At 69.3% G+C, this 20,497-nt stretch carries 14 protein-coding genes and 3 pseudogenes; 10 read left to right on the forward strand and 7 right to left on the reverse strand.

What is annotated here, in order from left to right:
• Positions 1–93: 93 nt before the first annotated feature.
• On the reverse strand, positions 94–1,509 hold the full coding sequence (locus OH809_RS07785; protein WP_406423101.1) for a phytoene desaturase family protein: 1,416 nt from the start codon (positions 1,507–1,509) through the stop codon (positions 94–96).
• A gap of 537 nt (positions 1,510–2,046) precedes the next feature.
• On the opposite strand from OH809_RS07785, the gene OH809_RS07790 reads away from it, so the two are divergent.
• Both OH809_RS07790 and OH809_RS07795 read left to right on the forward strand, forming a co-directional pair.
• The gene (locus OH809_RS07790; RefSeq protein WP_406423100.1) at positions 2,047–2,460 is read left to right on the forward strand and encodes a VOC family protein; all 414 of its coding nucleotides are present in this window, start codon (positions 2,047–2,049) and stop codon (positions 2,458–2,460) included.
• A gap of 53 nt (positions 2,461–2,513) precedes the next feature.
• Entirely contained in the window at positions 2,514–2,657 is a 144-nt protein-coding gene (locus OH809_RS07795; protein ID WP_406423099.1) for a hypothetical protein, read from the forward strand.
• A 19-nt stretch (positions 2,658–2,676) separates the two neighbouring features.
• Here the strand turns inward: OH809_RS07795 and OH809_RS07800 are convergent, their stop codons facing one another.
• Complete coding sequence (locus OH809_RS07800) at positions 2,677–3,504, reverse strand: inositol monophosphatase family protein (RefSeq protein WP_406423098.1); 828 nt, start codon at positions 3,502–3,504, stop codon at positions 2,677–2,679.
• A gap of 1,148 nt (positions 3,505–4,652) precedes the next feature.
• Here OH809_RS07800 and OH809_RS07805 point away from each other — a divergent pair.
• Positions 4,653–5,837: a M23 family metallopeptidase gene (locus OH809_RS07805; RefSeq protein ID WP_406423097.1), complete on the forward strand. Its 1,185-nt coding sequence runs from the start codon at positions 4,653–4,655 to the stop codon at positions 5,835–5,837.
• 352 nt (positions 5,838–6,189) lie between these two features.
• Here the strand turns inward: OH809_RS07805 and OH809_RS07810 are convergent, their stop codons facing one another.
• A complete protein-coding gene (locus OH809_RS07810; protein ID WP_406423096.1) occupies positions 6,190–7,443 on the reverse strand; it encodes a glycosyl hydrolase in 1,254 nt (417 codons plus the stop codon).
• A gap of 456 nt (positions 7,444–7,899) precedes the next feature.
• Here OH809_RS07810 and OH809_RS07815 point away from each other — a divergent pair, with 456 nt between their 5' ends.
• Together OH809_RS07815 and OH809_RS07820 are read left to right on the forward strand one after the other, a co-directional pair.
• A complete protein-coding gene (locus tag OH809_RS07815; RefSeq protein ID WP_406423095.1) occupies positions 7,900–8,169 on the forward strand; it encodes a hypothetical protein in 270 nt (89 codons plus the stop codon).
• Between the two features lie 46 nt (positions 8,170–8,215).
• Complete coding sequence (locus tag OH809_RS07820; RefSeq protein WP_406516235.1) at positions 8,216–8,956, forward strand: sensor histidine kinase; 741 nt, start codon at positions 8,216–8,218, stop codon at positions 8,954–8,956.
• A 273-nt stretch (positions 8,957–9,229) separates the two neighbouring features.
• On the opposite strand, the pseudogene OH809_RS07825 reads toward OH809_RS07820, so the two are convergent.
• Positions 9,230–9,424: pseudogene (locus tag OH809_RS07825) on the reverse strand (hypothetical protein); the annotation flags it as partial.
• A 64-nt stretch (positions 9,425–9,488) separates the two neighbouring features.
• Between OH809_RS07825 and OH809_RS07830 the strand changes: the two are divergent.
• The 4 genes and pseudogenes from OH809_RS07830 to OH809_RS07845 all read left to right on the forward strand — a co-directional run.
• Positions 9,489–10,025 (forward strand): annotated as a pseudogene (locus OH809_RS07830) (lipoyl protein ligase domain-containing protein); the annotation flags it as partial.
• Between the two features lie 117 nt (positions 10,026–10,142).
• Positions 10,143–11,537 carry a recombinase family protein gene (locus tag OH809_RS07835; RefSeq protein ID WP_406514955.1) on the forward strand — a complete coding sequence of 465 codons (1,395 nt, stop codon included), beginning with the start codon at positions 10,143–10,145 and terminating at the stop codon, positions 11,535–11,537.
• Between the two features lie 67 nt (positions 11,538–11,604).
• A pseudogene (locus OH809_RS07840) lies at positions 11,605–12,459 on the forward strand (IS5 family transposase).
• An 86-nt stretch (positions 12,460–12,545) separates the two neighbouring features.
• Complete coding sequence (locus tag OH809_RS07845) at positions 12,546–12,773, forward strand: hypothetical protein (protein WP_406423093.1); 228 nt, start codon at positions 12,546–12,548, stop codon at positions 12,771–12,773.
• Positions 12,774–12,828: 55 nt separating this feature from the next.
• On the opposite strand, the gene OH809_RS07850 is transcribed toward OH809_RS07845, so the two are convergent.
• Together OH809_RS07850 and OH809_RS07855 are read right to left on the reverse strand one after the other, a co-directional pair.
• Complete coding sequence (locus OH809_RS07850; RefSeq protein ID WP_406423092.1) at positions 12,829–13,332, reverse strand: hypothetical protein; 504 nt, start codon at positions 13,330–13,332, stop codon at positions 12,829–12,831.
• A 169-nt stretch (positions 13,333–13,501) separates the two neighbouring features.
• On the reverse strand, positions 13,502–14,830 hold the full coding sequence (locus tag OH809_RS07855) for an AAA family ATPase (RefSeq protein ID WP_406514956.1): 1,329 nt from the start codon (positions 14,828–14,830) through the stop codon (positions 13,502–13,504).
• Positions 14,831–15,520: 690 nt separating this feature from the next.
• On the opposite strand from OH809_RS07855, the gene OH809_RS07860 reads away from it, so the two are divergent.
• Positions 15,521–15,703, forward strand: coding sequence for a hypothetical protein (locus tag OH809_RS07860; protein ID WP_406423090.1), 183 nt, complete (start codon positions 15,521–15,523; stop codon positions 15,701–15,703).
• A gap of 90 nt (positions 15,704–15,793) precedes the next feature.
• On the opposite strand, the gene OH809_RS07865 is transcribed toward OH809_RS07860, so the two are convergent.
• Positions 15,794–20,494, reverse strand: coding sequence for a PQQ-binding-like beta-propeller repeat protein (locus OH809_RS07865; protein ID WP_406514957.1), 4,701 nt, complete (start codon positions 20,492–20,494; stop codon positions 15,794–15,796).
• Between the last annotated feature and the right edge of the window lie 3 nt (positions 20,495–20,497).

Genomic DNA, 20,497 nt, shown 5'->3' on the forward strand with positions numbered 1-20,497 from the left:
CCGGGGCCGAGTCGAGATATGCCAGCAACTCAGTGGGGGTGGTGAGGCGAGTGGGGGCGTATCCGGGCGCCCCGCAGCCTCTTCGGCCTGCCCTCAGGTCGCGCGGAGCCTGCGCCACACCGCCTTCGCCGCGTGGTGGCCGGACATCCCGTGCACGCCGGGCCCGGGCGGAGTGGCCGAGGAGCACAGGAAAACCGCCGGGTGCGCCGTCGCGTACGGCACGCGGGCGAGCTTGGGCCGGAACACCGTCTGCAGACCGGCGAACGCACCGCACGCGATGTCACCGCCGACGTAATTGGCGTTGCGCGCGGCGAGCTGGGGAGGGCCTGCGATGGCGCGGGCGAGCACCAGATCACGGAAGCCGGGGGCGAACCGCTCCAACTGCCTCTCGATGACCTCGGTGGCGTCGCCCTCCCAGCCCGCCGGGACATGTCCATACACCCAGAAGACGTGACGGCCCTCGGGCGCGCGGGACGGGTCGACCAGGCTGGGCTGTGCGGTGATCAGGAACGGCACGCTCGGGTCGCGGCCCGCCACGGCTGCCCGCATCGCGCTGTCGATCTCGCCTGCCGTGGGCCCGATATGGACCGTGCCGGCCCGCCGGGCATCCTTCGCGGTCCAGGGGACGGGGCCCGACAGCGCATAGTCGATCTTGAAGCAGGAGGCGCCGTACCGGTAGTCGCGGTAGGCGTGGCCCAGTCCGGCGATCCGCGCGAGGGCGGTCGGCGAGGTGTCGAAGACATAGGCGCGGGCGGGCGGGAGCTCGTCGAGGCGTTTGACCTCCGTGCCGGTACGGATCGTGCCGCCCAGTTCACGTACGTACGAGGCGAGGGCGTCGGAAATGGCCTGTGAGCCGCCGCGCGGCACCGGCCAGCCGTTCTCGTGGGCGGCGACGGCGAAGAGCAGCGCGATGCCGCCGGTCGCAAGGCCGCTGGCGGGGGCTATGGCGTGGGCGGCGAGTCCGGCGAACAGGCCGCGCGCCTTCGCGCCCCGGAACCGGCGGGCGAGGAGCGTGGCGGGCTGGATCGCGTCCAGCCCGAACCGGACCCAGCGGTACGGATCGCGCGGCAGCCCGATCCACGGCGTGCGCAGGAAGTCCTCCGCGAGCGTGTCCCAGTGGCCGAGGTACGGGGCGAGCAGCCTGCGGTACGCCCCCGCGTCCTGCGGTCCGAGCGACATGGCGCTCTCCCCCACCGAACCGGTGAGCACGGCGGCGGAGCCGTCCGGGAAGGGGTGAGCGAGCGACAGCTCGGGCTGGAGCCACTCCAGGCCGTGCCGGCCGAGCGGCATCCGGGAGAACGCGGGCGAGCCGATGCCCAGCGGATGCACAGCTGAACACGGGTCGTGGCGGAAGCCGGGGAGTGTGAGCTCCTCGGTGCGGGCGCCGCCGCCGACCGTCTCCTGCGCCTCGAACACTTCCACGGAGAAGCCCCGGCGGGCCAGTTCGGCTGCGGCGGTCAGTCCGTTGGGGCCCGCCCCCACGACGACGGCATCGAGCATCGATGGCACCTTCGGACTCCTTCGTCAGCCGACGGCAAGAAACTCCAGGATATTCCGCTGCGCCGACAGCCGAACCGCGGGTACCGTCCGGGCCGATGAATACGGAATCGGCTGCAGAACGAGTTCACGCATCGATGGTCGACGACATGGCGGCCCGGCTGACCGCGCTGTCCGGCGTCCGGGCCGCCGCCGAGGGGCGGTGGCGTGGTGCTCGCCTTTGCCGACGTCGAGGCCGAGGTATACGTCGATGTCACCGGTATCGGTCACGTGCCCTCTTCACAACGGTCGTATCCTTCCCGGCCTGTCCTGCGGCATCAGCCTGCCGGCATCCACGTTACGAAGAGCCTGCCTCACCCGGTGCGGGATCGGCGCTCCTGCCCCTAATCAGCGGTCTGCCAATGCCTCCGGGCCCGGTGACACCACCTTTTCGATCATGATCGACTGGGGCTGCAAGTCATGCCGGGACCGAAGGCCGGGAGCCCCATTGCGGGGCCAGGAAGAAGGTAACGGGCTCTGCGGGGACCAAGCCCGGTTTAGGATCCCGGCATGATCGCCGAACTTCAGTGCGTGGTGCTCGACTGCCCCGATCCCGTACGCCTGGCCGAGTTCTACCGGTCGGTCCTCGGCGGCCGGGTCAACGAGCCGGACCGGCGGTGGGCGCTCGGCGAGAACTGGGCGACGCTGCACACCGACACCGGTCTCGTCCTGGCGTTCCAGCAGGTGGCGGACCACCGGCCGCCGCAGTGGCAGGACCCGGCGCGGCCCCAGCAGTTCCACCTGGACTTCGGTGTGCCCGATCTGGACGCGGCGCAGGCGGAGGTCGTCGCGGCGGGCGCGGGCGTGCTCGACGACGGGAGCGGGGGCGGGGAGGCGGACGCGGAGCGGGCGGAGCGGCCGTGGCGGATCTATGCCGATCCGGCTGGACACCCGTTCTGCCTGGTGCTGCACCGGATGGCGTAGGCCGACCGCCTCCCAGTCGCGCCGTCCCGGTCGACGACGGCGTACGGCCCGTCGTGCGGCTGATCACCGATCCGGCTCCGGCCACCGTCACCGGGCGGTACTTCGACCGGTTCACGGATACCACCGCCCATGAGCAGGCGTACGACCCGGCGGCCCGGGCCCGGCTCACCGCGGTGACCCGCGCGCTCATCACCTGACCGGGGCCGCCGGGGAAGGTCAGCCCCCGGCGCGCAGCGCCGCCAGGATCCGGTCGGCCGTCGCCTTGTCGCGGGCGGCCGTGAACGGCAGGTCGTTGCCCCCGGCGATGCGGAACGGGGCACCCGAGAGCGTGGCCTGGGCGCCGCCCGCCTCGGTGACCAGGAGCAGGCCCGCCGCATGGTCCCAGGCGTACTCCCAGTTGAAGGCGACCGCGTCCTGGTCGCCGCGGGCGACGGCCAGGTATTCGAGGCCCGCGGAGCCGCACGGGCGGGCGTGGATGCCTTCGACGAACAGGCCGAACAGCGCCCTCTTCTGGGCGTCGGTGGTGTAGTCGGGGTGCGACATCGCGACTTCGAGTGCGGCGCCGGGCGCGGGCGACCCGGAGCGTATCGGTACACCGTTGAGCACGGCTCCCCGGCCGCGTACCGCGACCGCCATCTCGTTCAATGCCGCGGCGTACGTCCAGGAGGCAAGGAGTTCGCCGTGGTGGGCGAGGGCGACGAGGGTGCAGAAGCCGGGCTCGCCGCGGACGAACTGGCGGGTCCCGTCGACCGGATCGACGATCCATACCGGTGCGTCGCCGCCCAGGGCGTCGTACACCTTCGGATCGGCGTGGACCGCCTCCTCACCGACGACCACCGAACCGGGGAGCAGCCGCGTCAGGGACCCGGTGAGGTGTTCCTCGGCAAGGCGGTCGGCGGTGGTGACGAGGTCGTGCGGGCCGCTTTTCTCGACGATCTCGTGTGTGGCGAGCTGCCGGTAGCGCGGCATGATCTCGGCGGCGGCCGCTGCGCGGACCGCCTCCTCGACCTCGGTCAGGTCCCCGGCAAGGAAGTCATCGATCATGCCTTCAGCTAAGCACGGTCCACCGGGCACCCGACGACCTGGTCATGACGCGGAGGTGGCCGGTCAGCGACCGACGGCGTACCGTTCCTGGTCAGTGAAACATGAGTTGCACTGGCACACCCCGAACGGTGTCGGGCGTACTGGTTGCCCGCGTTCGCTTCCCGCTCGGCGGCGGCCCTCCAGGGGAGCGGTCCGTGACCGGTGGGCGGGTTTCCTCAGGACCTTGGGTGCCTCGTCCGGCCTGGGCGGTCCGATGCCGGCGACGATCGATAGGCCGGTCCCTTCCCCGTGGCGGCCCTGGAAGAGGATGCCCTGCTGCGTGGGTGACAACGGGCAGAAAATCTCGGCCCGCCGGTTTCCGGAGAGGGCAGGGAAATGTTCGGCTGGGTCGCGAAAAGTACTCAAGGCCGCAATCCTCTGAAGTCATGAGCGATGATGCGCACTTTCGCTCCGGCCGAGCGGGAATACGGTCACCGTGGACCGTCCCAAAGCCGTGCGGGCGCCCTGGATCGGTCGAACTTTTCGGACCCGAAAGGGGACCCGTGAATATTTCGTCAGTGACGTGCAGAAGAACCAGGGAATTCCGGTGCCGACCGGTGGGTGAAAGGCGCCCCAGCGGCGGCGCCGCCCACGAGGCCGGCCGTGCGGGTGCCTGGGCCCCTCAGTCTCCCAGGACCGAATCGGCGACAATTCGCAGGTCACGCGTGCCGGACGAGGCCAGGATGCCGGGACGGCCCACAGGGTGTGTGCACGGTTCCGAGTCTGGCCCGTCTTCCCATTTTCAAGTCCCCGGGACGCGAACAGTGCGTGTACGACTCACAACGAATGGGACCTCGCATGTCGGCCCCCCGGTGGGGCTGCGCTCATTCGAGCCTTCAACATCGATCAGTATGCTCGTGCAGCCCACAGCGCCTGTCATCGACCGGATGCACGCCGTCACCTCGTGATCGAAACCGCGTTCTTGGTCCGGCCGGCGATTCACGGAGCTGCTTTCAGCAGGTCAGTGGGGATGCCGACGCCGAAATACTCCCGGGGCCGTCACCCTTTGGTTCGGCGGGCGGTCGGGGACGGCGGGCGCAGGAATAGGAAATCGACCATTCTTTGGAACAGTTCGAAGCAGACACACGCCCGGCGGCTAGGTTCGACACATGTCACGGACCGGCACTGCTCTTCTACTCCTGAACGCCACCTTGATCCTCTTGGCTCTGACGGCCGTCCACCGGTACCTGTTCCGACGCCTCGTCAAAGACGTCTCCCACGAGGGCTCCCCGTGGCGGCGTGCCGGCACGGTGCTGGTGTGGCTGCTCTCGGCGACCACAGCGGTCCTGCTGTTCGCCGGGCCCGCCGAGCCGCCGTTCGAGATCGCACGGGTACTCACCCCGGCGGGTGAAGTCTGGCTGCCGCTGCTGATGTACCTCACCCTCGCGCTGCTCCTGGGCGAACTCGTCCGCCTCCTGCTCCGCCGGGGCCTCGCCCGGCGGGCCGCCACACCGTCACCGGACGGATCCGACGCCCCTGGCGGGAAGGACCCCTCCCGGCGGCGCTTCGTCGCGCGCACCGTCGCGATCGGCGCCACCGCCCTCGCCGCGGCAGGCGTCGCCGCCGGGGCGGGCGGAGACTCGGGCGCACAACGTCCGGGGGCGCGGGGCGTCGAGCTCTCGCTGCCCTTTACCGGGCTGTGGCGTGCCCGGAACAGCCCGGCACGGCGGATTCCGAGTCATGGGACCGAGCTGTTCGGCAGCAGTCACGCGATTGACTTCATCGGCGTGGACGACCGCCACCGCACGGCCGGCCACCGCAGCTGGCGGACCTTCTTCGCCACCGAACCGCCCGAGCTCTTCCACAGTTTCGGCCGACCGGTCCTGGCTCCCGCCGCCGGCACCGTGATCGCGGCCCACGACGGCGAGCCCGACCACGAGGCACGCCGGTCGCAGCTCGCCCTGGTGCCGTACATGCTGGGCCAGGCCGCACGGGTACGCCGAGGGGCGAACGCCATCGCAGGGAACCATCTGATCATTTCGCTGTCGGAGCACGGCCCCTACGTCACTCTGGTGCATCTCAAGTCCGGCTCCGTCCAGGTGTCCGCCGGACAGCGGGTGGTGGCCGGTCAGCATCTCGCGAACTGTGGCAACTCCGGCAACTCGACCCAGCCCCATGTACACATGCAGGTCATGGACAGCTCCGACCTCTCGGTCGCCCGAGGCATGCCGATGCTGTTCCGGTGCTTTCGTGAATGGCCCGGCGGCCCGGGTGGGGATTCCCGGGTCAGGGAGTTGGCTGTGCCGGACGAAGAGGCGGTCGTGGAAGCGCTTCCCGCCCCGGCCCGGGACTGACCGGTCCCGCTCGTCCGTCGGCCGGTCGGCCCGGTTGCCAGGCGCGGTGCGCGGTGCGTCGGGAGGGAAGCGCCGGTCGCAGTCGATCTTCTGCGGCTGCCGGGCCGGACCGGCAGCCGGATACCTTCCCCGTTCGCCCGTGGTGTCGAAGGCCGCCATGAAGGTCCTGTGGGTCATGACGTGACCGGGGTGCGGATGGCCGCCGTTCTCGTGGTGGGCGGTCCTCCCGCGCGGACAGAAAACGCGCGCGGATGTCAGCCGGGCCACCAACTGGCCCCGCCCCAACCGAAACGGCGAGGCTAGAACGGCAGTCGAGACCCGGGTGCGCGGGGCGGGGGCGCACCGGGCGGGGTCAGTGGGCCTGGTCCGGGGTGAGGATGTCGGTGATGCCGCGCGCGGCCAGGTGCTCCTTGTTCCCGGCCTGGCTCGCAAGGACGGCCGTGGGCCGGACCCCGTCCGCGGTGAGCCGGGCGAACGCCTCGAAGAACGCGCCGCCGGGGGCGCACGTCGAGCGGCGGGGTGCGGTCTCGTCGTCGCCGGTGTCGACCACCAGGGCCGTGGTGCGGGGAGCCGGCCGGACGGCCGCCTCCCGCCGCTCCTCAATGATCCGGGCGATCGCCTCCCCGACCGGTTTCACCTGCCGGTCGTTGGTCAACAGACCCAGCCCGTATTCGAGTTCGGGGAAATCGGCCAGAGCGCGGGACACGTCGTGGGAGCACCACCAGGTGACGCCCCACACGTCCTCGCAGTCCAGTGCGTTCGCAACGGTCGCCTCGGTGAACGCGGCGGCGTGCTCGGCGGGGATGAGCGGGGAGGGGGCGCCGACCTCCTGCAGCCAGACCGGCCGGTGCGGGTCGGCGGCCCAGGCCTTGGACAGTTCGATCAGGTAGGCGGCGTGGTGCTCGGTGGCGGTACCGGTGCGGCCGTGCCGTTGGGCGGTGCCGTTGAAGACCCAGGAGTGCACGGCGGTGACAGCACCGATCCGGGCGGCGTGGGCGGGGGTGAACGCGTGGTCGTCCTGGTACCAGGCGGCGTCGTACTCGGCATGCAGATGCAGCTTGCCGGGCGCCCCCTCCTCGCAGGCGTCGAGCAGGGTCCGCAGCCAACTGCCCGCCTGTGCGGGGGTGATGGGGTCCGGATCGGGGTGCGGAGGGCCCGAGAACTGGTTGATCTCGTTGCCCAGGGTCATCCCGATGAAATTCGGGCGGTCGGCGAGGGCGGCGGCGAGCGTACGCAGGTACACGGCCTGGCCCGCCACCACGTCCGGGTCGGTGAAGATGTTTCGCCGGTGCCAGGTCTGCGTCCACGCGGGCAGGAAGTCGAAGCTCGACAGGTGGCCCTGCAGTCCGTCCACGTTGACGTCGAGGCCGCGCTCGGCGGCGGCGTCGACGAGCTGGACGAGCTGTTCGACGGCGCGCGGCCGGATCAGGGTGCGGTTGGGCTGGAAGAGCGGCCAGAGCGGGAAGACCCGGATGTGGTCGAGGCCGAGTGCGGCAATCGAGTCCAGGTCGGCGCGGACCGCGTCGAGGTCGAAGTCCAGCCAGTGGTGGAACCAGCCCTGGGTGGGCGTGTAGTTGACGCCGAAGCGCAGCGGGAAGTGAGGCATACGGTACGGGTGTCCTGGTTCTTGTGGTGCGGGGTGGCGGCGGCTCGGGGTCAGCCCTTGACGGCGCCTTCGCCGACGCCCCGGAGGAAGAAGCGCTGCAGGCAGGCGAAGAGCAGGATGCGGGGTGCGGGGTGCGCCGGGTCCATGGTGGACTCACCGGCTGCGTAGGCCCAGCAGACCTTCCAATGCGCGCTTCACAAAACCCGAACCTATCAATTATGCGACATGCCCGCCGTAAAGAAAGAGTCGCGCCTCGGGGCGGGCCGAACCAAAAAGGCGTCAGTTCTCCTCGGGCCGGCGAAGAGCGATCCGTTCCCCGGCTTACGGTTACCGCCTCCCAACTGACTGAGTTCAGCACTTGGACACCGAACACCGACACCAGCACCGACACCAGCACCGGCACCGGCACCGGCACCGGCAGGCCGACGCCCGGCATGCGGTGGGTCGTCCTCCGCGATGCCGGGCCGGCCGGGCCGGCCGGGCCGTCAGTGCTACGAGCTGTCGGCGCAGCAGGAGAAGGCTCTGGACCATCAGAAGTCCGAGGTGATGCGTCAACTGCTCGTCCAGTCGGGCATAGCGCTCGCGCTGATGTCGGTGATCTCGGTCGTGCTGGGGTGGCTCGTCGCCGGCCGGATGCTGCGTCCGTTGCGGACGATCACGGCGACCGCGCGGGACATCTCGGTGACAAGCCTGCATCAGCGGCTGGCGCTGGGAGGGTCCCGGTGATGAGCTGACGGAGCTCGGCGACACCTTCGACGGGCTCGTCGGCAGGCTGGAGGACTCGTTCCAGGCGCAGCGCCAGTTCGTCGCGAACGCGTCCCATGAGCTGTGTACGCCGCTGGCCCGTCAGTGGGCGCTCGGGCAGGTCGCGCTGGCCGACCCGGATGCGACGGTGGATTCGCTGCGCAGGGCGCACGAGCGGATCCTGGTCGCCGGGCGTCAGCAGGAGCGGCTGATCGAGGCTCTGCTCACGCTGACCCGGGGCAATGCGGGGATCGATGTCCGTGAGCCGTTCGATCCGGCCCGGCTGACCCATGAGGTGATCGACGCCAGGTGGGGCGAAGCGAAGTACCGGAACATCACGTTGCATCCGTCGATCTCCCCAGCGATGGCGGCCGGCCACCGGAATCTGGCGGAGCGTCTGGGGACGAATCTGGTGGACAACGCGCTCCGTCACAACGCCCCGCTCGGCCGGATCGACGTGGCCACGGGGACGGTGGACGGTCATGCGACGCTGGTGGTCACCAACACCGGCCCGGTGGTTCCGCCGCCCGCGGTCGACCGGCTCTTCCAGCCATTCCAGCGGCTGGGAGCCACCCGGGAGGCGCGCGTCGAGGGGCTCGGGCTCGGGCTGTCGATCGTGCAGGCCATCGCCAATGCGCATGACGCCACGATCAGCACCTGGGCACGGCGCGAGGGCGGTCTGTCCATCACGGTCACGTTCCCCGTCATGAGCAGCCGCCCCCAGCCTGCCGCCGACCGGCCCGAGCAGGCGGTCGCACCGGTCCGCTGAGATCAGGGCTGCCGACAGCCGAAGAAGTCGATGCGCGCCGTGTTCACGGCGGCCGGCTGCTCCAGGTATCCGTAGTGCCCGTATCCGGGGATCTCGGTGTACGCGCTGCCGGGAATGCTCGCCGCGACCTCCTGGCACAGGGACGGGCGGACGACGAGGTCGTCCTGGCCATCAGTGCGGCCTCAAGTGTCTGCTCGGGCGTCTCCACCGCGCAGGGTCCGGCGATGACGCTGAGGGTGTCCGGGCCGATGGGCACCCCACCCACGTCGTCAGCGTGTAGTTGTCCAGCATCGGATGGCTGGGCAGGAAGCTCGGCGGCGAACCGAAGATGTCCTCGCCGGGCCCCTTGAGCGAGGTCGAGAGCTGCCACAGGAACGGTCCGACGGTCAGCGCGAGTACGGCGAGCAGCAGGGCGTAACACCTCGGCCTCACGGCTCGCGTGGCCAGGGTGGGAGAATTGCACGGAATGAACCGAGTCACCCGTGCCGTTGTTACCGGTTCATGGGGGCCGAGTCATTCTGGAGGCAGGGCAGTGCACGGTGAGTACAAGGTCCCCGGCGGCAAGCTCGTCGTGGTCAATCTGAACGTCGAGGGCGGCGCGCTGCGCAAGGTACGGGTGGCCGGCGACTTCTTCCTCGAACCCGACGACGCCATCCTCGCCATCGACGCGGCCCTGGAGGGCGCCCCGGCCCACACCGACACCGCAGGCCTCGCCGCCCGCATCGACGCCGCGCTGCCCGCTTCGACCGTGATGCTGGGTCTCACCTCGGAGGGCGTGGCCGTCGCCGTGCGCCGCGCTCTCGCGCGCGCCACCGAGTGGAGCGACTACGACTGGCAGCTCATCCACGAGGCCCCGCAGTCACCCGCGCTCCACATGGCGCTCGACGAGGTCATCACCACCGAGGTGGCGGCGGGCCGCCGCCCGCCGACGCTGCGGGTCTGGGAGTGGGCCTCCCCCGCCGTGATCATCGGCAGCTTCCAGTCGCTGCGCAACGAGGTCGACCCGGTAGGCGCCGAGCGCCACGGCATCACCGTGGTGCGCCGCATCTCTGGTGGCGGGGCCATGTTCGTCGCAACGCTCAGGCACTACAAACTCGCCGCTTAGCCATCCCGCGACACCCAATAGCCGCAATGCGCGGCAATCGCGACAAAGGTCGGCCGGAAAAACGACCTACTCTGCGCGATTGTGAGCACCATCGTGACAACCGCACCACTCCGGCTACGCCCCGTCGAAGAGCAGTCCGCCACCGTCAGCCGCCGCAAGCGCGGCCTGATCTATGTCCGAGTCTCCAAGGCCCGGGACGACATGATCAGTCCCGAACTGCAGGTCGGTCACGCCTTGACTCTTGCCAGGTCCGAGAACATCGATGTCATCGCCGACCCCATCATGGATCTCGGCGAATCGGGGCGCGGGTTCGAAGAGCGCCGGATCGAAGAGATCAAGCAGATGGCGCGCGACAAGCAGTTCGATGTGCTCATCCTGTGGATCTGGTCGAGGTTCGGCCGCAACCTCCGCGAGTCTCTCCAGCACCTCGACACGCTCATGGACTACGGGGTCGAAGTCCGAGCCGCCAAGGAGGACTTCGACGGCAAGACGACCATCGGCCGCTTCGCCATCGCCCAGATGCTCAACATCGCCGAGCTGGAGTCGAACCAAAAGGCTGATTCCTGGCGTGACATCTTCGAGCGCCGGCGGAACAAGGGACTCCCCCACTCCAATCGCGGCCGGTTCGGGTACTACCGCTGCGAGAGCTGCCCCAAGTGGGAGTTCGGCAAGAAGCTGGATACCTGCCCCAAGTGCCGCAACGGGATCCTGAAGATCGACCCGGTGACCGGTCCCGTTCTGGCCCAGCTACACCACGACTACGCCGCCGGCATATCGGTCCGCAGGCTGCTGGTCGGCCTCAACCGGCGGGGTATCAAAACCTTCACAGGCAAGCCCTTCACTTCCGGCGACCTCCACGCCGTCCTCGACAGCGGCTTCGGCCTCGGCCACGTCCGCTACCTCATACCCGAGCTGTCCCACCAGGTCGTCACGAACGACGACGGCAGCACAAAGAAGAAGCGGGTGAACCGGCAGCGCGACGTCACGGCGTTCCTGTACTACGGCGGCGCCCACGACGCGGTCATCGATGATCCGACCGAGTGTGAGCGCATCTGGGACGCGTACACCAAGCGCCGCATGGCCCAGAGCGGCCAGAGCTTCTTCTCGAACCGGCCTCGCTACTCCCTCTCCCGGCACCTCCGCTGCTCGGGCTGCGGCGGCCGGATGCAGACCGCCCTGCGTAACAAAAAGTACCGACGCCCTCTGATCGACGACCTCCCCAACCCTCTCGACGTGACGTTTCGCCGCGCCAATCACCTTGACTCGAAGTCATGCCCGGCAAACGGCACTTACGTCTCTCTGGCCGTCGCGGAGAAATGGTTCCTCGAGTGGCTCGACCACGAAGCGCAGACGAGCGAACAAGACGCTGAGGCGATCGCCACAAGGATGGCCGCGCTCAAGACACAGAGCGCCGACGACCAAGCGCTCTTGACCCGCCATGAGAGGGCGTTAAAACCCTTCTCTCTCGGTTCGTGATCGCTCAATCGTGGTACTGATCGCCGTACAGGCCGACCTCTGGTCATGTGCATGCCGAGATGCGGGCATGGAGCAAAGACCGTATCCGAGCGACTTATCGGACGAGCAGTGGGCGTTGATCGAGCCGATGATCACGGCCTGGAAGCAGGACCGGGTGGGGCTGTCGGCGACCGGAGACCCTGGTGCCTGTGATCTCCGGGAGGTCGTGAACGCGATCTTCTACCAGAACCGGACCGGCTGCCAGTGGCGCTACCTGCACCATGACCTACCCGCCTGGTCGGCGGTGTTCTACTACTTCACGCTGTGGCGGCAGGGCGGGCTTGACCAGCGGATCCAGGAACTCCTGTGCTGCCAGGTGCGGGAGAGGGCCCGCCGATTAGAGGACCCGTCCCTCGTGGTCATCGACACCCAGTCCGTGCGTGCGGCTGCGGGTGTCCCGAAAACCACGACGGGACTGGACGCGAACAAGAGGACGCCGGGGCGCAAGCGCGGACTGGCCGTCGACGTGCTGGGACTGATCATCGGCGTCGTCGTCCTGGCCGCCTCCGCACATGACAACGCCGCCGGCACCGCCCTTCTCGACCAGGCGGCCGAGCGGTGCGGAATGCGCCTGGAGAAAGCCCTGGTGGACCAAGGCTTCAAGGACGAAGTCATCATCCACGGCGCGCTGCTGGACATCACCGTCGAGGTCGTCCGCCGCAACCCGGACGACCAGCGCAAAGGCTTCGTCCCGCAGCCGAAGCGGTAAATGGTCGAACAGGTCAACGGCACGTTGATGCTGCACCGGCGCCTGGCCCGCGAGTACGACCACCGGCCCGACAACTCTGCCTCGCGCGTCTACTGGGCCTCCACCGCGAACATGGCCCGCCGCCTCACCGCACCCACCCCCACCTGGCGCGACACCCTCCAGGCGGCCGCCTGAACATCACCGAGTTCCTCACGGATCTCCAGGTCCGCTACGACGAGGCCACGGCCCGGGTCGGTGAACTCCGAGGCCAGAGCGAGCACTTGACCGCTGCACTCATGGAGACCGAAGCGCGTCTCGCGGACCTGGCCATAACCCGAAAAGTGATCGTCGAACTCGCACCGGCCGAAGCCGGAGACGAGGCCGATCCGTCCGAGTCGACCACCGCCTACCAGGCCATCGTGAACGCCTTCAGCCAGCACCCCGACCAGGCGTTCAGGGTCCGTCCGTCACCATCGGCGACTGACACTCCAGCAGTGATACTCCGGTAAACCAAGGCAGGGCCGTCCCCATTCGGGGGCGGCCCTGCGGTCCCTTCGACGCGGCTCAGGCGGTGGCGGTCCGCCAGATCTGAACCAGACAGAACTGATCCTCCCCACCCAGAGCGGCTTCATGACCGGCGGGCGTGGCCAACACGTCGGAACAACCCTGCAGAGGAGAGGTGAAAGGACCCGCGTTCGGGTTGAACATCCACTGCCACCGCATCCGGTACGTGCCCGGCGACGGCAACACCAGCGGAATCTCCCTCAGCCCGCCGTCGACGGTCTGCAAACCAAGCTCGCCCTCAGGAAGGTCCACCTCGACCTCCTCGCACCCCGCCCACTGACCGGGCGGCAGCGCCGGTGCACTGGTCCACGACTCCAGACGTATCACCGTCGTGCCCACCTCCGAGGGCACCTGCAGATACACCAGGCCCGGCCCGGGAAGCAGCCACTTCGATCTGTCCGCATCATCATCGAACGTTTCAGCCCCCATGGTCGTGTCGACCAGCCCGAACAGCCGATAGCTCGCCGACACCGTCGTATCGCAGGAATCCAGCAACCTACCCATCAAGCACCTCGCAAGTCGGGGGAAACACCGCTCGGTGGCGGCGCCGCCACCGACTGTAAACGCAAGGAAGGAGCCATGCTCCGTAGGAGTCAGCTACGAGCCGCGTTACCCAAAAAGGGCCCGCTGGTGCTCCCGGGTCGCGCCGGCCGCCTCTCGTACGTCCGGATCCTCAGTGTGCGGCGACTTTGTGGACGGTGAAGTCGGCCCGGGGCGCGGTTCCGGCCTCGGCGGCCGGTCCGTTTCCCCGGACCGCTTCCCGCACCCGGCGTGCCCGTTTCCGAGCACCGGGCGACGCGCCTTCGACGCAGCCTTCGGCGAGGTACGTCGCCAGGCCATCGAGAAGTATGTCCGTCAGCTGCGGAGGTTGTGGCCCGCGCGGCGCAGAGCGGGCGGCCCCGGCCACCTCCCGCACCCCGATACGTTCTTGGATGCGACCCGCGAAGACCGCCGCTCCGATCGCATCGAGGTACGCCTCACGCGCTTGTTGGTCATCGACCCGCGCCAGCCGGTCGGCTGCGTCGAGCAGTAACGGCAGAGCCTCACCGCCGCGTCTGCGCGCGAACACGATCTGGGCGCGGAGCCGGGTCAGCCGGGCGTGCTGAACCTTGTCCGACGGACTCAGCTCCGCGGCGGCGAGGAGTTCGAGCGCCGCGTCGGGAGCCCCAGCCTCGAACGCGGCCTGCGCTGCCGCCGCCGCCCTCGTTCCCCGTCTGACCGAATCGGGCGTCAGCTCGGTCGCACGTCTCAGGAACGCGGCCGCCGCCGCGATACCGCCGCGGGTCTGGGCCCGGCCCGCTGAACGTTCCAACTCGCCGACCAGGACCTCGTCGGGCTCGACCGCCGCGTGGGCACGATGCCAGGCTCGGCGATCCGAGTCGGCATCGGGATCGGTCACCTCGGCCAGCGCACGATGCACTTCCCGGCGTTCTTCGGGGTCGGCCGCGCGATAGGCCGCCGAGCGCACCAGCGGATGACGAAACCGCAGTGTTCGCGCGGAGACCCGATCGAGCCACTGGGCATCGTCCACCACGCAGACGAGCGGCTGCTCTTCCGCCACCTCGGCCAGCAGGCTGAGCACCGCCAGACCGACCAGGAAGCGGTTCGGTGTGCTCTCCGCCCTCAGTCCGAACGCGACGGACAAGGCATCGCGCTGTGCGCCGGGAACGCGATCGAGCTGCCCCATCATCGGCATGCACAGTTGGTGCAATCCGGCGAATGCCAGCTCCATCTCGGACTCGACGCCGACAGCCCGTAGGACCTGACACCCTGTCGCGCTCCGCACCAGGTACTGAGCCAACGCGGACTTGCCGACTCCGGGTTCGCCGCGCAGCACCAGTACCTGGCTCCGGCCCGTCCGGGCGCCGGCGATCACCTGATCCAGCGCCCCGCACTCGCGGCGCCGGCCATGCAGCCCGCGCCGAGGAGCGCCGCTCTCCATCCACCACCCACCGTGCAGGTCAAGAGTCAGACCCTGATCAACTCGGGTCGTCCCCATCATGCATCAGTACGCGTGGCCTCGACAATCACCAGCCGGACAGCCACCGTTGGGGATCGGCTGATCGTTCCTCAGCTGCCCGTGGCAAAAGGGTGGCCAAGGGTCTTCGAGGCTTTGACCGGGAGTACGGAGCCGTGGTTCGTCCCGCCGCCGTTGCCAGCTCCGTCGCGGGGCGCAAGCGGCTGGACGGCCGACGGGACCTCGACGGGACCGGGTGGGAGTTCCGCACCCGTTTCCGGCGTGAGTCATGGACGGCACGTTCGAACGGACATCGGCTCCTGCGAGACACTGCGGAACTGGCTGAAGCAGCACGAGATCGACGCGGGGACGCGTCCAGGGACGACGACGGAGGAATCCGCCCAGCTCAAGGCGTTGAAGAAGGAGAACGCCGAACTCAAGCGAGCCGACGAGACCCGGCCCGGCACGAACTCGTTCTTGTCCGAGGTGCCTGACGTCCAGTCACGAAGTGATGTGGGGAGCGCCGGATGTGAGCTGGTGCCCGTCATGGGATCAGACGGTGGTGGCGTCGCCGCTGGGACAGCAGTGCGCATCGTTGGCGCGGTACCACTTAATCGAGATCGTGCTTGGCACGCCCAGCGGCGTCGTGCAGGTCGGTGGTACCGACGACCCCGGGCACCCTGCCTGACCTGCCGCGACGACTCACCGAGCCCCACACCCCCTCCGAGCAGAGCGATGAGTTTCCGAACGGCACACTCCGCCGAGCCGCTCGACATCGTGCTGCCCGAGCACGACTGGGCCCAGCGCGGGTTCGTCGTGCTGTCGACCGACGCCGCCCTCTGCGTGGGAACGCCGCTGGCCGCGGGGCAGTCGATCACCGTCGGCCCGCGCACCGTCGTGGTGATGCAGTCCACCTGACGCGACCCGCCGCGTTGTTCTGACGGATCGGCGCACGGGGCCGGCCCGGTTGGAGTCCGGGCCGGCCCCGTGTGGTGGGGTGGGTGTGCGTTACGGCGCGGGGACCTCGTCGAGGATGCCCACCGCGTCGATGCCCGGGGTGACGACGAGCTTGCGGGTGAGGGTGTAGGAGCCCTCCGCCGGCACGTCGACCTTGAACCGGCTCATCACCCAGTTGCCCGCGGCGTAGACGTCGAAGGCGCTGGCCGGCGTGCCGTAGACGAGACCGAATACCTGCGGGTCGGTCCCGGTCATGCCGATGTACGGCTTGGTCGGGGTGTACGCCGCCGTCGCACCCGGTGTCACGATGCCGGCGCCCGGGATGACACTGGCCGTGCCGGCCGCGTCGTGGTCCATCACGTCACCGGTCCACACGCTGAGTGGAACCGAGCCGGAGTTGCTCAGCTCCGTCGAGACCGTGGCGAAGTTGTCGCCCGGCTTCAGCGTGTACGTCGTCGTCGCTGTCAGACCCGTGAAGCCATTGACCGGCCCGTATACCCGGACGACGGCCTTGTCGCCGGTCGCCTGGACGATCTTGACATCGGTCGCCCCCACCGTCCGGACGTCCCACGCGTTATCGCCGGTCGGCTGGGTCGCCGAGACGTAGGGCAGGTTGATCCAGTCGAACTGGTCGGCCTTGCCGCGGACGGCGATGTCGACCGGCTTGCCGCGGGTGCTACCGGAGAGCTGCGAGTCGTTGAAAGCGTCGGCGATCGCCATCGAGAGCTTGTCGTTCTCGAGCATGACGTCGCCGTGGCCTGCCTCGACCAGACCCGAGCCGATCTGCTTGCCGTAGCTCGCCTCGACCTTGACCGGGCTCAGCGCGACGTCGGCGACGCCGCTGCCCGCCGCCGGCACGGTGACCTTGTCGGCGGCCGTCTGGTAGCCCAGCTTGGACACCCGGACGTCGTACTGACCGGCCGGGGCCTTGACGCGGTACTTGCCCTGGGCGTCGGTGCTCGTGGTCGCGACCACCTTGCCGTCCTGCTCGAGGGCGACCCGGGCACCGGAGACGGCGGAGCCGTCCGCGGTGATCGTGCCGGTCGCGCGAGCGGCGTCCGGGACGGCCTCGTCGTGCAGGTCGATCTCGTCGGCCCACTTCGCGATGTTGCGGGTGGGGTCGCCACCGGCGGTCGCGTAGTCGGTCAGGTGGTAGAAGCTGAACTGCTTGGTGGCACCGGGCTCCATCGTGGCGTCGTAGTAAAGACCCTCGATGTAGCCGTACGCACCGACCGCGGCCGGCGTGTCCTGTGCCCAGGCGAGACCGTGGGCGGCCTGGCCGTTCGTGGTGGCCGTGTCAGCACCGACGTAGACGTAGTTCCCGGTCCAGCCCGAGGTCTTCAGACCCGGGTTGGTGCCGCTGAACCCGGGGATCCGGCCGTTGTCGACCGAGCTGTCGGGGTCGATCATGTAGTTGAAGTAGCCCTGGTAGCCCGTGGTGCCGGTGTTGGTCAGCTTGACCGTCATCTTGACGACCGGAGCGTCGGGCAGGGTCTCGTAGCGGACTTGCGCCTTGATGGCCTCGTTCGCCCGGTACTGACCGTTGCCGACCACAGAAGCGCCGTCGACCGCGAGGTCGGGCAGGTCGAGCTGGTCGTTCGGCCGGTCCCACGAGTCGGGCGGCGTGAGGCTCGGACGCAGCAGCATCTCGCCCCAGTCAAGGGTCTCGGCGCCGTTGGCGTCGTTGAGCATGACGTCCGACAGCTCGCCCTGGCCCAGACCGCCGACACCGTTGTTGCCGCCGGTGTACGGCGTCACGGACGCCCGGACCTTGTCGTTGGCCAGGTAGTAGTACTCCCTGCCCGTGACGACGTCCTTGCGCGTGCTGCCGTTGCCGTAGTCCGGCGCGTACGTCGACTTGCCGGCGACCGGGTGGATCACCTTGATCAGCTTCAGGTCGGCCTTCTCGTTGCCGGTGGTGCCGACCGTGACGCTGACCTCCGAGCGGTCGTCGGCGATCAGGCCGCGCTTGGCCGCCGAAACGGTCCAGGTCGAAGCCGGCACGCCGATGCGGTACTTGCCCTGGGCGTCGGTGCTGGTCACCGCGGTGTCCTGACCGGCGGCGACGGCGGTGACCTTCGCGCCGGCGATCGGAGCGCCCGTCTCCGGGTCGCTGACCGTACCGGTCACGGTCGCCCAGCGCTGCGCGGACTCGCCGCCCGGCACGTAGGCGTAGAGGTTGCCGTCCCAGGCGCCCGTCACAACGGTGTTGCCGCTGACGGCAGGGCCGGCGCCCACCCAGGTGCCGGTCTCGTGGTTCCACAGGATCTGGCCGGTGTCGGTGGCCAGGGCGTAGAACCTGCCGTTGTTGGCGCCGACGAAGAGCGTGTCACCGGCCACGACCGGGCTGGACATGACGCCACCGTGGTAGATGTCGCCGGGCAGCAGCCGCTCCCAGAGGACGTTGCCGGTCTGGGCGTCGAGGGCGACGACGGCGCCGCTCGGGAAGCCCATGTAGACGACGCCGTTCTTGACGGCCGCGGCGCTCGGGGTCGAGCCGCTCGAGACGAGCGAGGAACGCGAGCTCCGGTAGGTCCACAGCGTCTCACCGGTCTTGGCGTCGCGGGCGGCGATGCCGTTGTTGGAGCCGATGAAGACCTTGCCCTCGGCCGCGGTCGGCACGCCGTCCTGCCAGCCGCCGAGGGACTCGGCTCCGGTCCACTTGCGGGCGCCGGTGGCCAGGTCGTAGGCGAGCACGCGGTCGGCGGTCTGGTTGCCGACGTACACGGTGCCGTCCATGACGGCGGGCGTGCCGTCGCTCATGGTCGCGCCGGACATCGGGGAGGCCCAGATCTGCTCGCCGGTGCGGGTGTCGAGCGCCTTGAGGACGCCCTGGCTGCCGATGCCGAAGCGGGTCTGGTAGGGCCAGAGCACGGTGTGGCCGGAGACGGCCGGCGAGTAGTAGCCGTAGGTGCGCTGGTTGTTCGGGGCCGGCGCCTCCTCGGGCTCGGCCTTCCAGCGCAGCTTGCCGGTCGCCGCGTCCACGGCGTACAGCTCCGAGCCCAGGGTCGGCGCGAAGATCAGGCCGTCGCCGTAGGCGAGGCTGCCGTGGATGGACTGCGGCACCTCGAAGTTCCACAGCTCCTTGCCGTTCTTGAGCTGGACGGCGTGGATCCGGCTGTTGCCGTCGCCGTTCTCGTCGCGGGTGCCCGCGTAGACGACGCCGTCGTGGATGACCGGCGACCCGGTGAGGAAGGTGCCGTTGGTGCGGAAGCTCCAGGCCAGGCGGCGGCCGGCCTCCTGCGCCGGCGCGACACCGGAGTGGCCCTCGTTGCCGTGGTGCTGGTCCCAGTCACCGCCGGCGACCGGCTTGAGCGCCGGCTCGTCGGTGAGGGTGAAGTCCGCGGACTTGGTCCAGGTCTTGCCCGCCGCGTCGACCACCTTCACCTCGACGCTGTGCTCACCGACCGTCTGCAGGCTGTTGGGCAGGTTGCTCTGCCAGGTGAACTCGCCGCTGTGGTGCAGCGGCATCCAGTTCTTGTCGCCGGCGATCCGGTAGCTCGCCGAGACGACCTCGTCGCCGGTGTCGTAGGCGTTGATCTGGATGCCCGGGAACTCCGCGGCCGGCACCTTCGAGCCCGGCGCGGGGCTGACGATGGTGAGGTGCTCGTTCTCGCCGTACATCCGGAACGGGTTCTCGAAGCCCGGACCCGCCATGTGGATGTAGCGGAAGCCGCGGGGCGCGTTGTCGATCGTGTAGGAGCTCGACACGGTCTGGATGTGCTTGGCGGTCGGGGCGAACGCCGATTTGTTCTCGACGTGGTTGGAGTGCTCGTGGCCGACCAGGATCAGCTGCGCCTTGTAGTGCTCGAGCACGTCACCGAAGGCGTCGTACGTCGACGGCGAGCCGAACGGGACGTTCATCGGCTGGTGGGTGAGGACGACGACCTCGATGTCGTTGGTCGGGTCGTCGTCGAGTGGAACGCTCGCGGCGAGGTCGTCCTTGAGCCAGTTCAGCTCCTCCTCGAACGGCGCCGAGCCATTGTTCTCCAGCACCACGAAGTGCCGGTTGCCGTAGTTGAACGAGTACCACTCCGGACCGAGGTTCTTGCGGTAGTTGTCGATCCTGTCCGCGTACGCCGACCCGCCCGCGTACTCGTGGTTGCCGACGGCCGGCCAGACGCCGACGGCCGACTGCTGGGTGCCGCGACGGTACGCGTCGAACTGCCCCTGGCTGGCGTCGTTGGTGAGGTCGCCGCTGACCGCGATGAACCGCAGGTCGGTGCCCGTGGAGTTGATCTCGCGTACCTGGTCGGGCAGCTGTGCGTTGACGTGCGGGTCGGCGATGTTGGCCCAGGAGAAGTTGTCGCCGTCGGAGAGTTCGTCACGGACGAGCGCGAAGTCCGCGGTCGGGGTGGCGTCGTCGGCGAGCTGGCCGAGGTTGGCCCAGAACCTCGGCTCCTTGTACTCGTCCAGGCCGAACCGGTAGCCCCGCGGCTGGCCGGCCCACACTATGTCCGTCTTACGACGGTCGGTGGAGATCGTCAGCGAGTAGGAGCCGTCGGCGGCGGTCGTGGTGTTGACCGTGCCGTCGGAGACGCGCACACCGGCCAGGCCGGCCTCGTCGGAGCTGCGCTGGCCGTCGCTGTTGGCGTCGACGTACGCGACGCCGCTGACGGTGGCCTCCGGCGGGTCTATGGCGGTCGCCGCGTACAGCGTGAGCGGGCCCGCCACCACACTGGAGGCGAGCCCCAGCATGGTGGTGTACAGGACAGCGCGCATGTGCGCGCGTGTCCAGGTGAACACGGACATCGG

The sequence above is a fragment of the Streptomyces sp. NBC_00873 genome, assembly GCF_045207415.1.
GTDB lineage: Bacteria > Actinomycetota > Actinomycetes > Streptomycetales > Streptomycetaceae > Streptomyces.